Consider the following 19,313-nt stretch of genomic DNA (forward strand, 5'->3'; position numbering starts at 1 on the left):
GCAGGGACCCGCCCTCACGGGCGCCAGCGCAACGGATCCCGGTGCGCGCAGAGGCGACATGATGTCTCCAAAGGTGAACGGGCACGGGGAAAGCCGGCGGGCCAGCTTTCCCCGGGGCGTCGTCAGTGGTTCTGCATCCCCCATTTGCGCACCGTCGCCGCTTCAATGGAGCGGAAGACCAGGCCCTCCACCGCCAGGCCGATCAGGATGACGGTGAGCAGGCCTGCGAAGACGGTGGCGGTTTCCAGTGCGTTGCGCGCCTCGAAGATGTACCAGCCGAGGCCAGCCGCATTGCCCGACACGCCGAAGACCAGTTCGGCCGCGATCAGCGTGCGCCATGCGAAGGCCCAGCCGATCTTCAGACCGGCGAGGATCGAGGGGAAGGCCGCCGGGATCAGGATGAAGATCACCAGCCTCAAGCCCCCGAGCCCGTAATTTCGTCCGGCCATGCGCTGCGTCTGGCTGACTGAGAGGAAGCCGGTGAAAGTGTTCAGCGACACCGCCCACAGCACGGAATGGACGATGACGAAGACAATGCTGGACGTGCCGAGCCCGAACCAGAGCAAAGCAAGCGGCAGGATCGCGATGGCCGGCAATGGGTTGAACATCGCCGTCAGCGTCGCCAGCAGGTCGGTGCCGAGGCGCGTCGAGACGGCAAGGGTCGTCATCACCGCCGAGAGCAGGATGGCGGCGCCGTAGCCGATCAGCAGGACGCGCAGCGAACTCACGGCCGCGCTTGGCAGCCGGCCAGACGACATGTCCGCCCACCAGGCGGCCAGCGTATCGCTCAGGGAAGGGAACATCAGCGGGTTGCCGAGCCAGCGGGCGTAGACCTCCCAGGCGATGCCAAGCCCGACCAGGACGAGCGCCCTGCGGACGCCCGTGATGGCGAAGATGCCTTCCCACAGCCCGATCGGACGGCTGATCTCGCCGATCCGGCTGATGTCCTCCGGCTCGCGCTCGATATCCGGGCGCGGGAGGTTGCGCATCACGGCAAGCGTTGCATCAGTCATGAGCCGTCTCCTGGGTCCCGAACAGCATGCCGTTGATCTTGCGGTTGAAGGCCATGAAGTCGGCGTCACCCTGATGCTCGTGGCTGTAGGCCGTCGCATCGAGTTCGGCGCGGACCTGGCCGGGATGGGGCGTCAGCACCAGGATACGGGAGCCGAGGATGATGGCTTCCTCAATGGAGTGCGTCACAAACATCAGGGTGAAGCGCACATCGTCCCAAAGCTCGAGCAGTTCCTCCTGCATGCGCCGGCGGGTCAGCGCATCCAGGGCCGCGAACGGCTCGTCCATCAACAGGATGCGCGGCTCCATGGCGAGTGCGCGCGCGATCGCGACGCGCTGCTTCATGCCGCCGGACAGCATGTGCGGATAGACGTCCTGGAACCGCTCCAACCCCACCTTGACGGTCGCGCGGCGGGCGCGGTCCCGGATCTCGCTCTTGGGGAAGCGCCCGGAACGGCGCATGGAGAACATCACGTTGTCCAGCACGGTCAGCCAGGGCATCAGCTGATCGAACTCCTGGAACACCATCATGCGGTCTGGCCCTGGCCGGTCGATGACGCGGCCATCCAGCTTCATCGTGCCCTCGGTCGGATTGAGGAAGCCGGCGACGCATTTCAGGAGGGTGGATTTGCCGCAGCCGGAGGGGCCGAGAAGAATGAAGCGATCCTGCTCCTTGACGTCGAAGGAGACGCGATAGGTCGCGGTGACGAGGCGATCGCGCGTCTTGTATTGCAGCGTCACCCCGTTGACCTGCAGCAGGGTCTGCGGATCAGCGGCCACGGCCAGGCCGGACATGTTTTCGGTCGCGAGCATCAGCTTCCCTGCCCTTGGTTGACCGGCGGGAACATGACGTCCTGCCACTTGGCAGGCGCCTCCTTCATCTCACCGTTGCGTTGCATGAAGCCGGCGAAGGCCATCAGGCCTTGCGGCTCGACTGTGAAGGTCTGCGCCTTGATCGCCGCTTCGACTTCCGCCGGCGTGAGCGCTGTCTTCTCGACTTCCATGTAAAGCTTGGCGGCCTGGGCGGGGTCCGCCTTGATGAGGGCCATCGCCTCCTTGAGGCCAGCGACGATGGTATTCACCGCAGCCGGGTTGGCGTTGGCGAACTTGCTCGTCGCGCCGAGAAGAGCACCCGAATAGGGGCGCCCAATGATGTCGTTGCCGTCGACAACCTTGTAGCACTTGCCGGAGGCTTCCAGCGTCGAGATGAAGGGGGGCGCGGCGAAGTAGAGCTGGATCGCGGATTTCGAGATCAGCGCAGTGGTGGCGTCCGGGTGCGGCAGGACCACCATCTGCCTGTCGAACCGGCCGGCCTGGCCGGGACCAAAGGCCTTCTCCGCCGCCATCCTGAGCAGGATCGCCTGGGGCGCTGTGGTCGCGGTGACCGCGATGCGCATGTCCGGCTTGATATCGGCGATGGACTTCACGGCGGGATCGTTGGTGTAGAGGGTGAGCACGGCCTCGTTGCAGGCCGCGACGCCCTTGATGTCGTAGGAGCCGCGCGTCTTCAGCCAGGCCGCAAGCAATGCCGTCGGCCCATAGGCGCCCACATCGAGGCTGCCGCTGAAAATGCCGTCATTGATCGCAGGCGAACCGCTGACGCGCTGAACCATGAACGTGGTGTCGCCGATGCCGTTTTCCTTCGCATGCTTGGCAAACAGAGCCAGCTTGTCGGCGACCGTGGTGGCCAGATGGCTGGTGCCGAACTGGATGGCGATGGTGACGGTCTTCGCCTGGGCGCGGGCGGGCAAGGCCAGGTTGGCCAGCGCGGCGCAGCCGAAGGCGAGCGTTGTCCGCCGTGTGAGGGGGATCATCCTGCTTCCTCCTTTTCGGTCTTGCCGGTTCAGTCGCCGGTGCCGTTTGCGATGGGCGGGAAGAAGGTGTCCTGCCAGCGGGCGGGCGCCTTCTTCAGCATGCCGATCTTGGTCATGAAGGTCGCATAGGCCATGATGCCATGCGGCTCCGTTGACCATTTGTTGTCGCGGATCATCGCCGTCAGCGCGTCCTTCGAGAGAGTGAAGGGCTCCGCGCGCAGGTAGATGTCTCCAGCTTCCGCCGGCTTCGCCCGGATGAAGTCCTCGGCCTGCGCGATCGCGTTGACGATGCCCTTTGCCACCGCCGGCTGCTCATTCACAAACTTGCCGGTGGTCGCGAGAAGCCCGCTCGTCGCCGGGTGGCCCAGAATATCCTCGGACGTCACCACCACGTGCAGCTTCGGATTGGAATCGAGCACGGTGATGAAGGGATCGTTGGCGAAATAGCCTTCGATCGTCGAGGAGCCGGACGCCATCATGGTCGCCGCATCCGGATGCGGCAGGCTGACCATCATCTTGTCGAAGCGGCGGATGCCGGCCTCGCCGAGCTGCTTGTCGGCCGCCATCCGCAGCAGGATCGCCTGCGGCGTGTTCAGCGCGGTGACGGCGATGCGGGAGGTGTCGGGGAAGTCGGCGACCGTCTTCACCTCGGGCCGCGACGTGAAGAGCGCATAACGCCCCATGGAGAGCGCGGTCAGGCCGCGGATATCGTAGGAACCGCGCGTCTTTTCCCAGGCGACGAGCATGCCCGGCGTGCCCATGGCGCCCAGCTGGATGGTGTTGGACAGCAGCCCGTCATTGATGGCCGGTGCGCCGCTGAACTTCTTGACGACGACCTGCGTGCCGGGCGCGCCGGCCGCCTCGACGGCCTTGCCGAAGAGACCGAGGGCATCGGCGACGATGATCGGCAGATAGCCGATGCCATTCTGCATCGCGATGGTGACGGTCGCCTCGGCGCGCGCGCGCCGAGGAAGGGCTGCGACACTGGCCGCCGCCAAACCGAAAGCCAATGCGTGGCGACGTGAGACAGGCTTCATGATGGTCCTCCCAAGTCGAGAGCGGCTCTTAGACGGCGCTCTTCAGGCGGCTGCAGCGGCATACTCCGGATTGACGTTGGCACGCGGATCGAACGGCTTGCCTTCGATCACGTCGAGCGCCTGCTCGATGGCGCGCACACCGACCCGTTCGGCCGCTTCCCGCGTGTTGGCGCCAATATGCGGCGTCATCACTACATTCTTCAGGCCCGCCAGCGGGTTCTCCGTCGGCGGCTCGACCGGGAAGCAGTCGAGGCCGGCACCGATGAGGGCGCCGCTCGTCAGTGCCTCGGCAAGAGCCTCATGGTCGATCAGGCCGCCGCGGGCCGTGTTGATCAGCATGGCGCCGCGCTTCATCAAAGCGAGGCGGCGGGCGTCGAACAGGTTGCGGTTCTCGGTGGTCAGCGGGATATGCAGGCTGACGATGTCGCTGACGCCCAGCAGGGTGTCGAGATCTTCGACAATTTCGACATTGTCGAGCTTGCCGCGGAAATAGGGGTCGTAGCCGCGGACGGTCATCCGCAGCGGGCGGACGAGATCGATCAGCGCAGAACCGATGCTGCCGAGCCCGACGACGCCGATAGATTTGCCGGAAAGCTCGCTGCCGAAGCTGGATGCCTTGTCCCAATGGCCGCCGCGCATGCGGGCATCAAGCCACGCGCTTTGCCGGGCCACCGCGAACATCAGCCCGAAGGCGTGTTCGGCGACGGACTGCGCATTGGCGCCATGGGTAATCAGGACGGGAATGCGATGGCGCGTCGCGGAGGCAAGGTCGATGGTATCGACGCCGATGCCATGCTTGACGATGACCTTGAGCGAGGGCGCGGCGCCGATCACCTCCTCGGTGACGTGAGCGGCGCGGACGATGATCGCGTCCGCCTGTTCGGAGGCCGCCAACGCGGCAATCTCGGACGGAGGCGTGTAGGGCGCGACGGTCAGGAGGCGGGCGCCCCGGCGCTCTGCGGCTTCCATGGCCGGCCGCGCCAGCGCCGCACCCGTCACAATGATCGTGGCAGACATGTCTCTCCTCCGGCCTCGCATCCGATGGCGGGAGGGTGCAGTGCGCCGGCCGCTGAGCGGCAGGCAAAGCCTCTCTTCCCTCCGGCATCGGGCACTTGCTGCGCCTCTTCGCCGGACGGCCCTTCACCGACCGTCCCATTGGCAACGATCTAACACCGGGGGGCGGGGAAGTAAAGCAAAACGAAACAGCGTTTCAAATTTTTCGTCTTATTCTCCGGCTCCACCCAGCGCATGTGTCAGGACCTCAGCGGACCTCTTCAGCGTCGGAGCGATCTTGGCGGCGCTTTCACTGGTCAGGCGCGACGCAGGCCCCGTGAGCGCGAGAGCGCCAAGCAGTCTGCCGCCTGCGCCGAACACCGGCATGGAGATGGACGCAACATGCGGATCGGTGACACCACTGGAATAGATGGGCGTTTCAACTGCACGGTCTTCCGGGCTGCTCTTGGGATCGAAACGGCGCAGGACCTGTGCGATGGAGGAGGCATCCATCGGCCGCAGATCGCCCGGCCGCACATGCATCCGCAAAGGCGAGGGCGAATCGACACGGAACAGGCACAGACGCTGGTCGCCGCGCCGGATGTAAAAAGAGGCGGTCTCGCCGAAGGTGGCCGCCAGGGCTTCCAGCTCCGGCATCACCTGGGCCTCGAGCGCAAAGGACTGGAGGTAGACGGAGCCCAGCCGCGCGATCTCGGTGCCGAGCCGGTAGCGGCCATCGGGGAGACGCTCCATCAGCCCGAAGCGCTCCAGCGAGATGCAGAGCCGCATGATGGTGCTCTTCACGAGCTGCGTCCGCTGCGCCAGTTCGCTCAGCTCCAGCGCATCATCACCGCGGCGAAAGGCGGTGAGAACCGTCAGCAGCCTGTCTGCCGACGCGACGCCCTCCAGCTTCGGTCGCGCCTTCGCTTTCCTCTCAACCATCGTCTCTCACCTCCGCGACGCCGCATCCCGTCGCGGCCGTCCTTAGTCTTGATGAGAGAACATCGCCATTCCCGCAACATCAAGCTTGGCACGTAGGATTGAGCCCGTCTGCGATTCCGTGATGAAAAGATCGCGTCCCTCCGGCCCACCGAAGGCCAGGTTGGTGGTCGAAATGCCGGCGCAGGATCGAATGCGCAGGAGCGGCTCAGCCGTTCGCGACAGGCGCCAGACCGAGCCGAAGCCCGTATGGGCGATCATCAGCCCGCCCTCCGCATCAAGCGCCAGCCCGTCCGGCCCGCCCAGCCCGCCATGGAGCTGCGCGAACACGCCAACCTTGGTGGTCAGGCCGGTATCGTTGAGCGGCACGCGCCAGATCTGCTGGGCGCGCGTCACCGCGATCAGCAAATGCGTCATGCCGGGGTCGATGACGATGCCGTTGGGGCTCGAGATGGTGTCGAGAAGGCGCGTCAACCGGCCCTCAGGCGTCAGCCGATAGACCCGGCCGGTGGCATCATGCAGCCCGGTCTGGCCCTGATCGGTGAAATAGAGGTCGCCATTGGCCGCGAAAACGAGATCGTTGACGCCCTTGAAACCCTCCGACGCCGCCGTCTCGAGGAAAGGCGTCACGGTGCCGCTCTGCGGATCGAGCAGCAGGATTCCGCGCTTATAGTCGGTAATGAAGATCCGGCCGTCGCGATGAATCTTCAGCCCGTTGGGCCAGCCGTCATATTCGGCCACCAGCTCCCACGCGCCATCGGCGGAGATCCGGAAGATGCGGCCGAACGGGATGTCGGTGACATAGAGCCGGCCTTGCCGGTCAAAGCTCGGTCCTTCGAGAAAGGAATCGATGCTGAGGCCGCCGCGATTGGCGGCGGCCCAGGCCGTGGCGCGCGGCTTGCGGAAGCGCTCCGGCAACCGCGTGAAGACTTCGGTGGCAACATCGCGGGGCGGCGCGAAAAACATCAGGCGATCTCCACCAAGGAGGGGCTCAGCCGATAGGTCTCGATGGCACTGCGGTGGAACAGCCAGGCCCGCTCGTCGGCGCTGAACCCGGCCACGATCCGCTTGAACCCATTCCAGAGAACGTCATAGCCGACCATGCCCTTGTCGACCGGGAAATTGCTCTCGAACAGGCAGCGCTGCGGACCGAACAGGTCGATGCAGCGCAGGACAATCGGCGCCCACGCCGCCGCCAACTCGTGCGAAGACGGCGGCAGGGGCGCCTCGTGGAAGTCAAACCCGCCGACCCGCATGGCCAGCCCGCCGAGCTTGACCCGCACATTGGGCCGCTGCGCGAGTTCCGCCATGCCGGCCGACCAGGCCGCGAAAACCTCGTCGCGACGCGCGCGATAGGGCCCCGCGCCGAGCGGACCACCGCAGTGATCGAGGATGATAAGGGTCTGCGGACAGGCATCGGCCAGCGCCGCGACCTCGTCCAGCTGCGTGTGGTAGGCCCAGACATCCAGCGACAGGCCATGCTGGGCGAGCCGCCTTGCGCCTGCGGCGAAGCCGGCATCGCGCAGAATGCCGGGCTCTGGCGGCACCGGGTTCGACGTGATGGCGGGGTCAGGGTGCCAGGCCGTCTGGTTGCGGATGCCACGCAGGCGGCCGCCGCCCACCGCGACCATGGCGTCAAGGACGGCTTCGAGCCGCGCGCCGCGCCGCAGATCGGCGGAGCCGACAATGGCCGCACAGGCCCGCGCGCGTCCGTAGACGCCGCTCGCCGATTGCGCGGCAACGCCATTTGCGAACTCGACCTCGCCGATCGGCTTCAGCTCGTCCGGGCCATCCGCCCGATACATCGAGCGGCTCTGGACGAACACCGTCGCGCGGACATCGTGACCGCTGGTGATGTCGGCGCGCAATTCGTCGAAGAGATAACGCTGTCCGCCGGGCCGGTCCCACAGGTGATGGTGCGCATCGATGATCGGCAAGCCCGGGTCGAGCGGCTCTTCCCGGCGCAGGGCCAGCCAGTCAGCCCGCACCGGCGCATGGGTCGGTCCGGCCATTTGCGCTACGCCTCGATTTCGCAGCCCAGCTTCGCCAGAGCGGCATCCACCCAGCGGCGATCATTGGTTCCGGCTTCAATCGCGGCCATCTGCTTGGTTTCCGCGGCGTGCTTGGCAAAGGCGCCAGCATAGATCGTCTCGGCGTCGTCGTACGGCACGCACACCAGCCCGTCGTCGTCGCCGATCACGAGATCGCCCGGTGTAATCACCATGCCCTCAATGGCGATCTGGACATTGATCTCGCCGGGACCGTCCTTGTAGGGGCCGCGATGGCTGACGCCGGCTGCGAAGACCGGGAAGTCATGGTCCCGGATCCAGGCGCTGTCGCGCACCGCGCCGTAGATCACGATGCCGGCGATCCCGCGCTTAATGGCATGCGAGAGCATCATTTCACCGATCAGCGCGTTGGTCAGATCGCCGCCGGCATCGACGACCACGACGTCACCGGGGGCGGCAATGTCGAGAGCCTTGTGGACCATGAGGTTGTCGCCGGGACGGGACTTCACCGTGACGGCCGGGCCGGCGAGCGTGCCGCCTTTGTGCAGGGGCCGCAGCCGCGCCCCACCTGCGGTCATGCGCATCATGGAGTCGCTGATGTTGGCCACCGGAAGCGCCCTGAAGCGCTCCACCAGTTCGGCCGCGACCTGCCGCCGCCGCTTGAGAACACGAAATCCGATCATCCTAGGCTCCCTTCCCACACGCCCATCGCCTGCTTCCGAGACGGTTGACAGACCATAATGCTGTGCCATTCTATTTCGCAACACCGTTTCAAAAATAATGATTGGGGAAAACATGCAAGCTCTTTTTTCACGCCGGGCAGTGCTTGCCGGCGCGGCGTCCGCCACCATCACCACCCTTGCGAAGGGCCGCGCCCGCGCGGCGGAGGCCGCGACGGTGACGATGGCGATCCAGTACGGCTACGCCTATTTGCCCGTGACCATCGCCGAAAAGCTCGGCCTCTTCGCCAAGCAGGGCGCAGCCGCGGGACTGCCCAACCTCACCGTCAAGATCCAGAAGATCAGCGGCGCGCCGGCCATCAATGATGCTCTAATCAGCGGCACGATCGATATTGGCGCCTATGGCCTGCCCGGCATGCTGATCGCAGCCGAAAAGACGCGCGGTTCCATCGATATCCGAGGTCTTGCAGCGCTCGTGGCCGGCGACAACGGCCTTTATACCAACAAGCCCGAGATCAAGACGCTCGCTGACTTCACGCCGAACGACAAGATCGCGGTGACCTCGACAACCGGCCAGCAAGGGCTTCTGGTGCGGATGGCTGCGGCCAAAGCCTTCGGCGAGGCGCAGTCCCGCCGGCTCGACACCAACATGGTTCAGCTGCCGCATCCGGATGCAACATCGGCGCTGATCTCTGGCGGGACGATCAGCGCTTATGCCGCGCCACATCCCTACAGCGACATTGTCGAGAAGAGCCCGAACGTCAGAAGACTTTTCTTCTTCTCGGACTATCTGGGCGAGCGGGTGACGAGCGGCTTGCTCGCCTCCAAGCGCTCCTTCGTCGAAGCCAATCCGACGGCCGCCAAGGCCATCGTCGCGGCCATCGCCGAAGCGGGCGTCTACATCAAGGCCAACCCGCGTGCGGCAGCCCAGACGTTCCTCGAGTCCGAGAAATCCTCGCTTGATCTCGACGAGACCGAAGCGATGCTGAAGAGCGTCTCGGAGGAATGGGGCGTCCAGCCCAAGGGGGTGATGAGCTTCGGCACCTTCATGGCCAAGGCCGGGCTGCTGAAGGCGCCGCCGGCGAAATGGCAGGACAGTTTCTTCGCCCCGGTCGCGGCGGGCGCGGGCTCTTAGGCTGAATCGTCTGGGGGCCAAGGCGGGCCGCCCTTCGCTGGACTAACCGTCCCGCCCCGCTATAAGCAGCTCATGGCGATAACTTTGACAAAAAGCGCGTTCCTCGAGGCGGCCATCGACATTCTGGCGCAAGAAGGCGCGTCCGGGCTGAACATTGTTGCGCTTTGCGCCCATCTCAATGTCACGCGGGGCTCTTTTTACCATCACTTCGAGTCGCTGAAGGATTTCCAGACCCAATTCATCGCGTATTGGGAGACTGTGATTGCTGATGCCCGCGTCCGCCGCGCGGGGGAGCCGCAATCCTTTGTCGACCGGAGCGCCGTCGCCATTGAGATCGTGGAAAGCATGGATTTTAGGGTCGAGAAAGCGCTGCGCGTCTGGGCGGCATCCGACCCTGACGTGGCTGCCATGCTGGACAGGACCGACCGGAGCGTCCAACGCATGGTCGAGCGCTCCCTGGTTGCCGCCGGTGCGACCAAGGAGACAGCCAAGCGATACGGCGAAATGGCCAAGCTCCTGTCGATAGGCCTCATCGTCCTGCCCCGTCCTCCAAGCAAAAATACAATCCGTTCCGTCTTTAAGGAATTGGAGTGGGCGGCCCAGAAGCGACTGGAAGAAAGCTAGTCTCGGCCCGCCCACAGGCGTTCGCCCGGGGCGGACCGTCTTCGGCTCAAATGGCCTGGTCAGGGCGCGGCGAAGTCCACCGGCTTGCTTTGATCGTGTGAGTCGTACGTGGCGCGGGGAACGCCATTCTTCACCGCCAGTCGGGTGGTCGCTTTCATCGTTTCGTTGAGGAAGGGATCGCCAGCCATGCCCTTTTGCCGCATGCGCGCGTCCCGGCCGGGCCGCTTATCCTCGCGATTGGCCTTGCGCATGGTGCGGCGTGCAGAGGCGACGAAAGCGCGCTCCAACACATTGAGCAGCAGGCGGTTGCTGCACCGGGACTGGACCGCCCGATAGCCCACGGGATCGCGGCCGATATTGACGAAGAAGCCAAGGGTGAGCGGAAAGCCGATCCAGCGATTGACCCGATCCGTCGCCGCCGAGCCCGTATCGGTCATGGATTCATGGACGAAATCGAGCAGGGCCTCGGCCACTTCATCGCCCCAGCGGCTGGCCTTGCCGTAGGTGGCAAGCGTGTAGTCGAACTGCTGGATGGCCTCCATGCCGTTCCGGGGCAGGATATATTCGCTCACCCCGAAGCGGAACGCGGTATAGGCCCAGTACATGTTCACGTCATCAAGGTCCGCCGCCGAAATCTTGCGGCCGAAACTGGCGTCGATCAGCAGATTGACCACGCCATAGGCCGGCACGCCCAGCGCCATGTCGGTGGCCGAGATGGGGTCGCCATGCTCGGCATAATGGGCCGGTCCCCATTTGCGCCGGAGCGCGGCGCGCACCTGCGCATGCATGATGCGCACGCGGGCCGTGGTGGCGAAGGTCTCTGAAAAGCGGGCGAGGCCGTCGGGCAGCGGCACCTTCTGGAAGAAGGCGAGGGTCTCCAGCTGGCGCCGATAGGGCGTATATTTGAACCGCCCGGAAGCACCCACGGCCGCGCCCACCGCCGCGCCGAACGCGGTCATGATGGTGTTGACCAGAAGTCCCCCGGTCTTGCCGATGGGCGTGCAATCGATCATGCGCAGCCGACCGCGCTCATACATGTCCGCATCGAACCAGTCGGGGATGCGCTCCATCTCCCGGAAGAAATTCACCAGCGCCTGGGGCGGCGCCTCCACCGCCTCGATGCCCTGGGCAATGGCCGTCTCCACCATCTGGCGCAGCTTCGCCGCGCCGATCTCGCGGGTGAGCGCCACCAGGGCATCCACCGTCTCGTCGCCCTGCCACAGATGGTCGTCCAGCTTGCGGGTGAGCAGGGTCTTCCGGGGCACCTCCTGCACGTCGATCCAGTCGGAGAAGAGGCGCTTCCGCATCTCGAACCATTCGCTCGACGGCACGGCGCGCGCAGGTGGCGCACGCAGCGTCATGCCGGGGCGATAATAATAATCATTGGGGTGATTTTCCCCGGCGAAGGTCTCTGCAGCAGGCATATGGTTCATATTCTATTCCTCCCCGCTCATATCTGCCGTGCGCTGGCATAGATGGACTTGATCTCGAAGTAATTCTCGAGCGCCTCGGGGCCGAATTCACGGCCAATTCCGCTTTGCTTCATGCCACCGAAGGGCGCGCCAAGATCCGCATCGTAATAATTGACGCCGATGGTGCCGGTGCGAATGGCGCGGGCGATCTCCAGGCCGCGGTCCTCATCTTCTGTCCAAACGGAACCGGCGAGGCCATAGGGGCTGTCATTGGCGAGGCGGACGGCCTCATCCGCCGTGTCGAAGGGCATGACGGCGATGACCGGCCCGAACACCTCGTCCTGGGCGAGCGGGCTTTTGTTGTCCACGTCGGCAAAGATGGTGGGCTGCACGAACCAGCCGGCGCCCAGCTCGGGCAGCCTGTTGCCGCCGGCCACCAGGCGGGACGTGGTCCGCGCCCCTTCGATGAAGCCCATCACGCGCTCAAGATGCTGCCGGCTGGCCATGGGGCCGCACTGCACATCCTCTTCGAGCGGGTTGCCAACCCGCATGCCGCGGGCATAGGCGGCCAGCGCGTCCACCACCTCGCCATACCGGCTGCGATGGACGAGCACGCGCGACTGGGTGGTGCAGGTCTGGCTGTTGTTCTGGAAGGTGGAGGAAGGCAGCCCGTCCACAAAGCGCTGCACGCTGCCGTCTTCCAGGAAGATGGAGGCCGACTTGCCGCCCAGCTCCAGGCTGCAGCGCTTAACCTGGCGGCCGCATTCGGCGCCGATGGCGCGGCCGGCGGCGGTCGAGCCGGTGAAGGCGATCTTGTCCACCAGGGGGTGCTTCACCAGGGCAAAGCTCGCCTCCCGGTCTGCCAAGACCACATTGAGGACGCCGTCCGGCAGACCTGCTTCGGCGGCGGCGTCCGCCAGCAGGTAGCAGTCGAGGGCCGTGTCGGGGGAAGGCTTCAGCACCACCGTGCACCCCGCCGCGAGCGCGGGCGCAACCTTCGCCATGCCGAGCGCAAGCGGATAGTTCCAGGGCACGATCGCCCCCACCACCCCCACCGGCTCCCGCCGCACGATGGTCGCCCCCCGCGCCGAGGCGCGCGGACGCTCCAGGGCGCAGGCCTCGATCAGGCCGGCATACATGTCCAGGATGGCGGAAGGAGCGACGCCGTTATAGCCCCGCGACAAGGTGATGGGCATGCCGTTCTCGCGGCTCACCAGCACGCTCGCCTCCTCGCACCGGGCGGCGAAGGCGCGGGCCATGCGGCGCATGGCGTCGGCACGCTCGGCGGGCGTGGTGCGGCCCCAGGGACCATCGAGAGCGGCGCGGGCGGCACGCACAGCGCGGTCCATATCCACCTCATCGCCGAGGGCAGCGAGGGCAAATGGCTCGGCGGTGGCCGCCTCCACCACCGCGCAGCGGTCCCCGCCATGGGGTGTCACCCAGGCGCCGCCGATGAAGAATTCGAGCCGGTCCTTGACCGGACGCATATTGGATCTTTGGACGAGCGGGATCGTCATTCCGGCGTCTCCTCTATTTTGATTTTTTCACAGCGGGTCTTTACACGATCCGCCATACAGTTATGTATTTTATGAGATACACGCGTGTATGCTCGTGTCAAGAGACCCCTGCAATCGGTGCCGCCTCGGCCCCCGCCGTTCGCCAACCCGATCATGGGAGGTCAGTTGACAACGTAACGAGCAGGCCCAATCATACTCGCAAGTAAGCTGTATCCAACGAGGTACATACGCTCATTCGCCGCCGTCTCATCGGCGACGAAAAGTACAAAAATGGGTGGGGAAACAAATGAATAGGAACGTTTTGCGCGCGACCGGCCGCGGCCGCGAGCGCCGCTTGCCGCCGCCGCGCCCGCTGGTCGGATGCCGCGATGGGAGGGGAACAGAGGGCCTTGAGCGGCGCGCCGAAAGCACGGCCACGCTCCCGGGATGCGCCCCCCGTGCACACGCCGCGGCGCCCGTCCCGCGCCCGGGGGAGTGCCATCTCAGATACTGATATCTATCAGTATATCTCCATGACCGATCGCTCCTTCGGCCATTCTTGAGCATAACGCTCAAGACGATCTGCCGACCTTTGGCCGCATCCTTCACGCACCGCGCGATCGCGGAGGCGACCGCCTCTGGCGTGCCCGACCGCTCTGTGGGGAGACGGTCGGGTCGCCTGGGGCGCCGCTGACGCGCGGTGCCGCCATGGCCCGCCGCTGTCCAGCGACCAGCTCGCGTGCCCGGGATGGGCCGGAAAGTCCGATACGCCGGCACCATGGCCTGTCGACGCGCATCCCGCGCGCGGACAGGCCGTGCCCCACGCCTCCCCGATCCCTGCCGTCCTTCGCCGCACGCCCGGGCGCGAGCAGGCCAGGACGTCGCGCCAACAGGACGTCGCGCCAACAGGACGTCGCGCGAAGCCGACACCGGCCCGCGCGCACCCCGCACACGCCAAGACTCTTCAAGCTACAACAGGGGGAAACGATGAAAAATGCTGCTCGCGCTCTGATGCTGGCATCGGTGTCCGTTTTTGTGGGCGCCACCCAGGCCCACGCCATCGATTCAGCGCCCGGCGACTATACGTGGCTCGGCGTCGACCGGAACGCCCTCGCCTTCTACACGCAATATTCCAGTGCCGGATCGCTGACATTGGGCACGGTTGGGGCGGTGCCCAATTCCCGCGTGGATGCCCTGCTCGAAGTCATTCGCGGCGCGCGGTCTTTTGAGATTGCCGACCAGAAGTTCGCCGCCCAGTTCTACTTGTCCTTCGGCGGCTTCACCTCAGCCACCATTGGCGGCATCGACCAGCGCAAGACGGATGGCTTGGGCGATCTCACAGGCGGGCTGACCTGGTATGCTTTGGCGTCAAGAGAGCCGACGGGCACGACGCTGGGTTTGAGCGTGTTCGTCACTGCCCCGACGGGCAGTTTCGACATCGCCAATGTGAGCCTCGGCAGCGGCGCGTGGACGGTGACGCCCCAGATCGGCCTCATCCAGGGATTGGGGAATGGCTTCTTCATGGATGTCATCGCCGATGTCAGCGCCTCGCCGGACTTCACCGCGAACGGGGTCAATGTCTCCCGTTCCACCTCCGGCCAGTTCCAGGCCTATCTGCGCTACAAGCCCACCCTCGCCTCGTCCGTGTCGTTCGGATACTCAGGCACATTCGGCGGCAATTACTATATGAACGGCGCTTATACCGGACAAAAATTCCGAGACGACCAGTTGCGCGTGTTCGCGGCCACCTTCGTCTCCGAGCAGATCCAACTCCAGGGCATGCTCGCAACCAGTATCAATACGGATGACGGCTTCCAGAATTCCATCATCGCCCAGTTGCGGGTTCTGGCCCTGTTTTGATCCTGCCCCTGTCTTGATGCTGGCACTGTCTTGATCCTGGCCCCGCACACAATGCCAGAGAGCGGCCGGGTCGCTTCAGAGGCGCATGGAGCCACTGAAGCGATCCAACCTTTTGTTGTGGCGCTTTTCCTTCACGCGAACCGGTTCCCGCTTCGCGCAGAAATGCTCCAGATCAGCCCGGCTGGTCCAGGCCAAAGGCCGGATGGTGGACCAGTTCGCCCGACGGCAGGTCGCCCGCGAACGGCACCGCCTGCACCACGTCGGGCGGACAGCCGGGTACATGCAGGCCGGGGAAGGCCCGGAAGCCGAACCGCCCATAATAGGCCGGGTCGCCCACCAGCGCGGCGCCCCGGCAGGTGGCCCGCAAACGCACGAGGGCCTCGGCCATCAGAGCCGAGCCGATGCCCTGGCGATGCCGCACGGGCACGACCGCCAGCGGGCCGATCAGGCCCCACCCGCCCTGCGATCCGATCCGCGCCGCCGAGGCGGCGAGATGGCCGACCACCGTGCCGTCATCCTCGGCCACCAGCGACAGGGCCAATGCGCCCTCCGCCCGCAACCGCTCCACGATGCCCGCCTCCGTGCCGGTGGATTGGGGAAGCAGCCGCAGCGCTTCCGTCACCAGCCGGCTGATGGCCGGGATGTCCCCGGGCCTCTCGTCGCGGATCAGCATGGGCCGCTCCCTTGGTTGTCCAGCTGCGCCCGGACACAGGCAAGGCCGCGCCTCGAGATGCGATACGGGGAGCCGGAGCGGGATTCGATCAGGCGCTTGCGTCGCAGGCGCTGGAAGATGGCGAGGTCGAACTCCGCCAGCCTCGCCCCCTCGCGCGTGAGGCACACGGCGGACGTGACCTTGGGGCCATCGTCGCGCCTGTGCAGAATATGGCCGCCAAGGGCCAGCACGTGCAGCGCACGTTGCTCGTTTCGGGAAATGTTCATGAAAGTTCCGTGTGACAGACGTGAAACATCGCTCGGGCGGACATGCCCCCGGCGGTTCTGAATTCACGCGGCTCCCTGCGATCAGGGAGCCCTTGTCACACAAGCTCTGACATGCCCGACACATAGGACAAGCGAACGCCGTTGTCACCACGCGGCGTACCTTGCGGCAGCCGCATGGCCGAGGGACACGCCGCTCTCCCTCACTTGGGTTGCGAGCGCCAGGCGCCCAGCAGCATGTCCAGGAATTGCTGGGCGGCGGGGGCGAGGCTCCCGGTGCGGCGGCGAACGATGCCGATGGTACGGGAGACTTCCGGATCGCGGATGGGCTTGGTCACGATGAGGGGATGCTCGCCCTGCGGGGTGGCGAGGCGCGGCAGGACGGAGACACCGAGGCCCGCCTCCACCAGGCCCAGTGACGTGGTGAGGTGCGTCACCTCATAGGACCAGGAGAGCTGCACCTTCGCCTTCACCAGCGCCGCGTCCAGAAGGATGCGGTTGCCGCTGGCGCGGCTCACCGCGATCAGCGCGTGGCCCTCCAGGTCGCTCCAGGCGAGCTGATCGCGCGCCGCCAGGGGATGGTCGCGCCGGCAGGCCAGCACGAAGGGATCTTCCAGCAGGGGCTCGAACGACAAATCGGGGTCTGACGCGCCCATCAAATTGATGCCGAACTCCACCTCCCCCCGCGCCACGCAGGCCAGCCCCTCGCTGGCGGGCACGTCGAGGATGCGAAAGCGGATGTTGGGATACTCGGTGTTGAAACGGGCGATGACCGCCGGCAGGAAGTAGAAGGTGGCGGTGGGGATGCAGGCCAGCGAGATCTGCCCCACCCGCCGCCGGCCCACCTCGCGCATGGCGAAGAGGGAGGTGTCGAACTCCTCCAGCATGCGCCGCACCAGCGGCAGCAATTCCCGCCCCACCGGGGTGAGCGCCACCCGCCGTGTGGTGCGCTCCAGCAGCGCCGCGCCGATGGCCGCTTCCAGGCGCTGGATGCGCCGGCTCAGCGCCGATTGGGAGATGTTGAGGGCCTCCGCCGCCCGGTGAAAGCCCCCCAGGTCCACCACCGCCGCGAAGGCGCGCAGATCGAGGGCTTCGTAATTGATGTTCATAGCGCATCATTCATCGTGATAATTGCATTTCACATGAAAGCGGCGGCAAGACAAGGTGCGCCCACGTCAAGAACGTGGTGTCGCCGTGAACGACCTCTCCCGCAACCCCCTGATGACATTCGAGAAGGTGCCCTGCGTGCTGATGCGCGGCGGCACCTCTCGCGGCCCCTTCTTCCTGGAGCGGGACCTGCCGCGCGAGCGGGCGGCGCTGTCCCACTTCCTGCTGGCGGCCATGGGCTCGCCGCACAATTTGCAGGTGGACGGCATCGGCGGCGGCAATCCGCTGACCAGCAAGGTGGCCATTGTCGGCGCCTCCAGCCAGCCCGGCGCCGACGTGGACTATCTCTTCGCCCAGGTCTCCATCGACCGCGCCTTCGTGGATTTCAGCCCCAATTGCGGCAACATGCTCTCCGCCGTCGGCCCCTTCGCCATCGAGGCGGGGCTGGTGGAGGCGCGGGATGGGGAAACCACCGTCCGCATCTTCAACCGCAACACCGGCGTGCTGGTGGAAGCGGTGGTGCAGACCCCCGGCGGGGTGGTGGATTATGCCGGGCACACCAGCATTGACGGCGTCGCCGGCTCAGCCGCGCCCATCCGCCTGATCTTCCGCGACGCCATGGGCAGCAAGACCGGCGCGCTGCTGCCCACCGGCCGGGTGCGGGAAGAGATCGACGGCATCGCGGCCTCGCTGGTGGATTATGCCGTCCCCATGGTGCTCATCGGCGCGGCCTCGCTCGGCCTTTCCGGCACCGAGACGCCCGACGCGCTCGAGGCCGATGCCGATCTGCTGGCGCGGCTGGAAGCCATCCGCCGGGAGGCGGGGCGGCGCATGGGGCTCGGCGACGTGTCGCAGATCGTGGTGCCGAAGCTGGCACTCGTCTCCGCTCCCCGCGCGGGTGGCACCCTCACCTCGCGCTATTTCGCCAATTCCCGCCGCTGCCATCGCGGGCATGCGGTCACCGGCGCGCTCTGCATCGCCGCCGCGAGCCTCCTGGAGGGCAGCATCGCCGCGGATGTCGCGATGCCCGACGCCGCGCGGCCGGACCGCTTCGCCCTGGAACATCCCGGCGGGCGCACCGAGGTGGGCCTTGAGCGCGACGCCGCCGGACGGCTCTGCGCCGCCAGCCTCGTGCGCACCGCCCGCCGGCTCTTCGAGGGCAACGTGATCGTGCCCTTGCCCGCTTTCGCCGCTTGACCGACAAATGTCTGGAGGAAACGCCAATGAACAATAATCGCCGCCCCCTCGACCTGCCGCTCACCCGGCGCACCTTGTGCCGTGGCCTCCTTGGTGCGGCCGCCGCCGCGCTGGTGACCGCTCCCCGGTTCGCCCAAGCGGCGGATGCCGCCTATCCCACCCGCCCCATCCGCCTGCTGGTGCCCTATGCCGCCGGCGGCGGCACGGACGGCATCGCCCGCATCGTGGCGCAAGGCGTCTCGGAACGCCTCAAGCAGGCGGTGGTGGTGGACAATAATGGCGCGGCGGGGGGCAACGTGGCCACCCAGCAGGTGGCCAATGCGGAGCCGGATGGCTACACCATCCTGATGGCCAACCAGGGCCCCATGGTGGTCAATCCGCACCTGTTCCGAAACGTGAAGATCGACCCGCTGAAGGCGTTCGCGCCAATCACGCTGATCACGGCCGCCCCGCTTCTGGTGGTGGTGCCCAAGTCCTCGCCGTTCAACACCATCCAGGACCTGGTGGATTACGGGCAGAAGTTCCCGGACAAGCTCACCTATGGCTCGGCCGGCAACGGCTCCGCCAGCCATCTGGCCGCCGTGCTGCTGGCGCAGGTGACCAATATGCAGGCCGTGCATGTGCCCTATAAGGGCGCCGGCCCCGCCCTCAACGATCTGCTGGGCGCCCGCCTCGACTTCATGGCCACCACCGTGCCCTCCGTGCTGGGCCTGGCGCAGCGCGGCGACGTGAAGGTGCTGGCGGTGACCTCCCGCGACCGGATCTCCAAGTTCCCGGATGTGCCGTCCGTCGCCGAAAGCGGCTGGCCTGCCTACGAATCCACCGCCTGGTATGGCTTCGTCGCGCCCAAGGGCACCCCGCAGGCCGTCGTCGACACGCTGCGCGCGGCCACCATTGACACCATCATGAGCGGCGTGGTGCGCGAGCGCCTGGAGAATGAAGGCGCCAAGCCCATCGGCGACACGCCAGCGGAGTTCCTGGACATGATGAAGGGCGAATCCAGCCGCTGGGCCGCCGTCATCAAGAAGGCGAACATCGCCATCGACTGAGGGGGGAGCGGGCC

The 19,313-nt window shown here is 66.2% G+C and carries 19 protein-coding genes; 5 read left to right on the forward strand and 14 right to left on the reverse strand.

Annotation, left to right across the window (positions count from 1 at the left end):
- Positions 1-122: 122 nt before the first annotated feature.
- The 9 genes from ACT54L_RS00700 to ACT54L_RS00740 all read right to left on the reverse strand — a co-directional run bounded on the left by ACT54L_RS00700 (position 123) and on the right by ACT54L_RS00740 (position 8,486).
- The gene (locus ACT54L_RS00700; protein ID WP_476083617.1) at positions 123-1,013 is read right to left on the reverse strand and encodes an ABC transporter permease; all 891 of its coding nucleotides are present in this window, start codon (positions 1,011-1,013) and stop codon (positions 123-125) included.
- Complete coding sequence (locus tag ACT54L_RS00705) at positions 1,006-1,824, reverse strand: ABC transporter ATP-binding protein (RefSeq protein ID WP_476083618.1); 819 nt, start codon at positions 1,822-1,824, stop codon at positions 1,006-1,008. Before ACT54L_RS00705 ends, ACT54L_RS00700 begins: the two co-directional genes overlap by 8 nt.
- Positions 1,824-2,825 (reverse strand): ABC transporter substrate-binding protein, encoded by a 1,002-nt coding sequence (locus ACT54L_RS00710; protein ID WP_476083619.1) that lies wholly within the window; start codon positions 2,823-2,825, stop codon positions 1,824-1,826. The genes ACT54L_RS00705 and ACT54L_RS00710 overlap by 1 nt, the downstream gene beginning before the upstream one ends.
- A gap of 29 nt (positions 2,826-2,854) precedes the next feature.
- Positions 2,855-3,862: an ABC transporter substrate-binding protein gene (locus tag ACT54L_RS00715; protein WP_476083620.1), complete on the reverse strand. Its 1,008-nt coding sequence runs from the start codon at positions 3,860-3,862 to the stop codon at positions 2,855-2,857.
- 42 nt (positions 3,863-3,904) lie between these two features.
- Positions 3,905-4,879: a hydroxyacid dehydrogenase gene (locus ACT54L_RS00720; protein WP_476083621.1), complete on the reverse strand. Its 975-nt coding sequence runs from the start codon at positions 4,877-4,879 to the stop codon at positions 3,905-3,907.
- Positions 4,880-5,086: 207 nt separating this feature from the next.
- Complete coding sequence (locus ACT54L_RS00725) at positions 5,087-5,797, reverse strand: IclR family transcriptional regulator (protein WP_476083622.1); 711 nt, start codon at positions 5,795-5,797, stop codon at positions 5,087-5,089.
- A 42-nt stretch (positions 5,798-5,839) separates the two neighbouring features.
- Positions 5,840-6,763, reverse strand: coding sequence for an SMP-30/gluconolactonase/LRE family protein (locus ACT54L_RS00730; protein ID WP_476084392.1), 924 nt, complete (start codon positions 6,761-6,763; stop codon positions 5,840-5,842).
- Positions 6,760-7,806 carry an amidohydrolase family protein gene (locus ACT54L_RS00735; RefSeq protein WP_476083623.1) on the reverse strand — a complete coding sequence of 349 codons (1,047 nt, stop codon included), beginning with the start codon at positions 7,804-7,806 and terminating at the stop codon, positions 6,760-6,762. Before ACT54L_RS00735 ends, ACT54L_RS00730 begins: the two co-directional genes overlap by 4 nt.
- 5 nt (positions 7,807-7,811) lie before the next feature.
- Positions 7,812-8,486 carry an RraA family protein gene (locus tag ACT54L_RS00740; protein ID WP_476083624.1) on the reverse strand — a complete coding sequence of 225 codons (675 nt, stop codon included), beginning with the start codon at positions 8,484-8,486 and terminating at the stop codon, positions 7,812-7,814.
- A 112-nt stretch (positions 8,487-8,598) separates the two neighbouring features.
- Between ACT54L_RS00740 and ACT54L_RS00745 the strand changes: the two genes are divergently transcribed.
- Together ACT54L_RS00745 and ACT54L_RS00750 are read left to right on the forward strand one after the other, a co-directional pair.
- Entirely contained in the window at positions 8,599-9,618 is a 1,020-nt protein-coding gene (locus ACT54L_RS00745; protein WP_476083625.1) for an ABC transporter substrate-binding protein, read from the forward strand.
- 72 nt (positions 9,619-9,690) lie between these two features.
- Entirely contained in the window at positions 9,691-10,242 is a 552-nt protein-coding gene (locus tag ACT54L_RS00750) for a TetR family transcriptional regulator (protein WP_476083626.1), read from the forward strand.
- Between the two features lie 59 nt (positions 10,243-10,301).
- Here ACT54L_RS00750 and ACT54L_RS00755 read toward each other — a convergent pair whose 3' ends face one another.
- Both ACT54L_RS00755 and ACT54L_RS00760 read right to left on the reverse strand, forming a co-directional pair.
- On the reverse strand, positions 10,302-11,675 hold the full coding sequence (locus ACT54L_RS00755) for an oxygenase MpaB family protein (RefSeq protein WP_476083627.1): 1,374 nt from the start codon (positions 11,673-11,675) through the stop codon (positions 10,302-10,304).
- Positions 11,676-11,692: 17 nt separating this feature from the next.
- Complete coding sequence (locus ACT54L_RS00760) at positions 11,693-13,171, reverse strand: aldehyde dehydrogenase (RefSeq protein WP_476083628.1); 1,479 nt, start codon at positions 13,169-13,171, stop codon at positions 11,693-11,695.
- 966 nt (positions 13,172-14,137) lie between these two features.
- On the opposite strand from ACT54L_RS00760, the gene ACT54L_RS00765 reads away from it, so the two are divergent.
- Positions 14,138-15,010 carry a transporter gene (locus ACT54L_RS00765; protein ID WP_476083629.1) on the forward strand — a complete coding sequence of 291 codons (873 nt, stop codon included), beginning with the start codon at positions 14,138-14,140 and terminating at the stop codon, positions 15,008-15,010.
- A gap of 172 nt (positions 15,011-15,182) precedes the next feature.
- Here the strand turns inward: ACT54L_RS00765 and ACT54L_RS00770 are convergent, their stop codons facing one another.
- The 3 genes from ACT54L_RS00770 to ACT54L_RS00780 form a co-directional block, all read right to left on the reverse strand.
- Positions 15,183-15,683 carry a GNAT family N-acetyltransferase gene (locus ACT54L_RS00770; RefSeq protein ID WP_476083630.1) on the reverse strand — a complete coding sequence of 167 codons (501 nt, stop codon included), beginning with the start codon at positions 15,681-15,683 and terminating at the stop codon, positions 15,183-15,185.
- Positions 15,677-15,949 carry a YjhX family toxin gene (locus ACT54L_RS00775; protein WP_476083631.1) on the reverse strand — a complete coding sequence of 91 codons (273 nt, stop codon included), beginning with the start codon at positions 15,947-15,949 and terminating at the stop codon, positions 15,677-15,679. The genes ACT54L_RS00770 and ACT54L_RS00775 overlap by 7 nt, the downstream gene beginning before the upstream one ends.
- A 200-nt stretch (positions 15,950-16,149) precedes the next feature.
- A complete protein-coding gene (locus ACT54L_RS00780; RefSeq protein ID WP_476083632.1) occupies positions 16,150-17,055 on the reverse strand; it encodes a LysR substrate-binding domain-containing protein in 906 nt (301 codons plus the stop codon).
- Between the two features lie 112 nt (positions 17,056-17,167).
- Here ACT54L_RS00780 and ACT54L_RS00785 point away from each other — a divergent pair, with 112 nt between their 5' ends.
- Both ACT54L_RS00785 and ACT54L_RS00790 read left to right on the forward strand, forming a co-directional pair.
- Positions 17,168-18,250 (forward strand): 4-oxalomesaconate tautomerase, encoded by a 1,083-nt coding sequence (locus tag ACT54L_RS00785; RefSeq protein WP_476084393.1) that lies wholly within the window; start codon positions 17,168-17,170, stop codon positions 18,248-18,250.
- A 26-nt stretch (positions 18,251-18,276) separates the two neighbouring features.
- Entirely contained in the window at positions 18,277-19,299 is a 1,023-nt protein-coding gene (locus ACT54L_RS00790) for a Bug family tripartite tricarboxylate transporter substrate binding protein (protein WP_476083633.1), read from the forward strand.
- Positions 19,300-19,313: the final 14 nt, after the last annotated feature.

It is taken from the genome of Aquabacter sp. DMC10, from assembly GCF_056314145.1.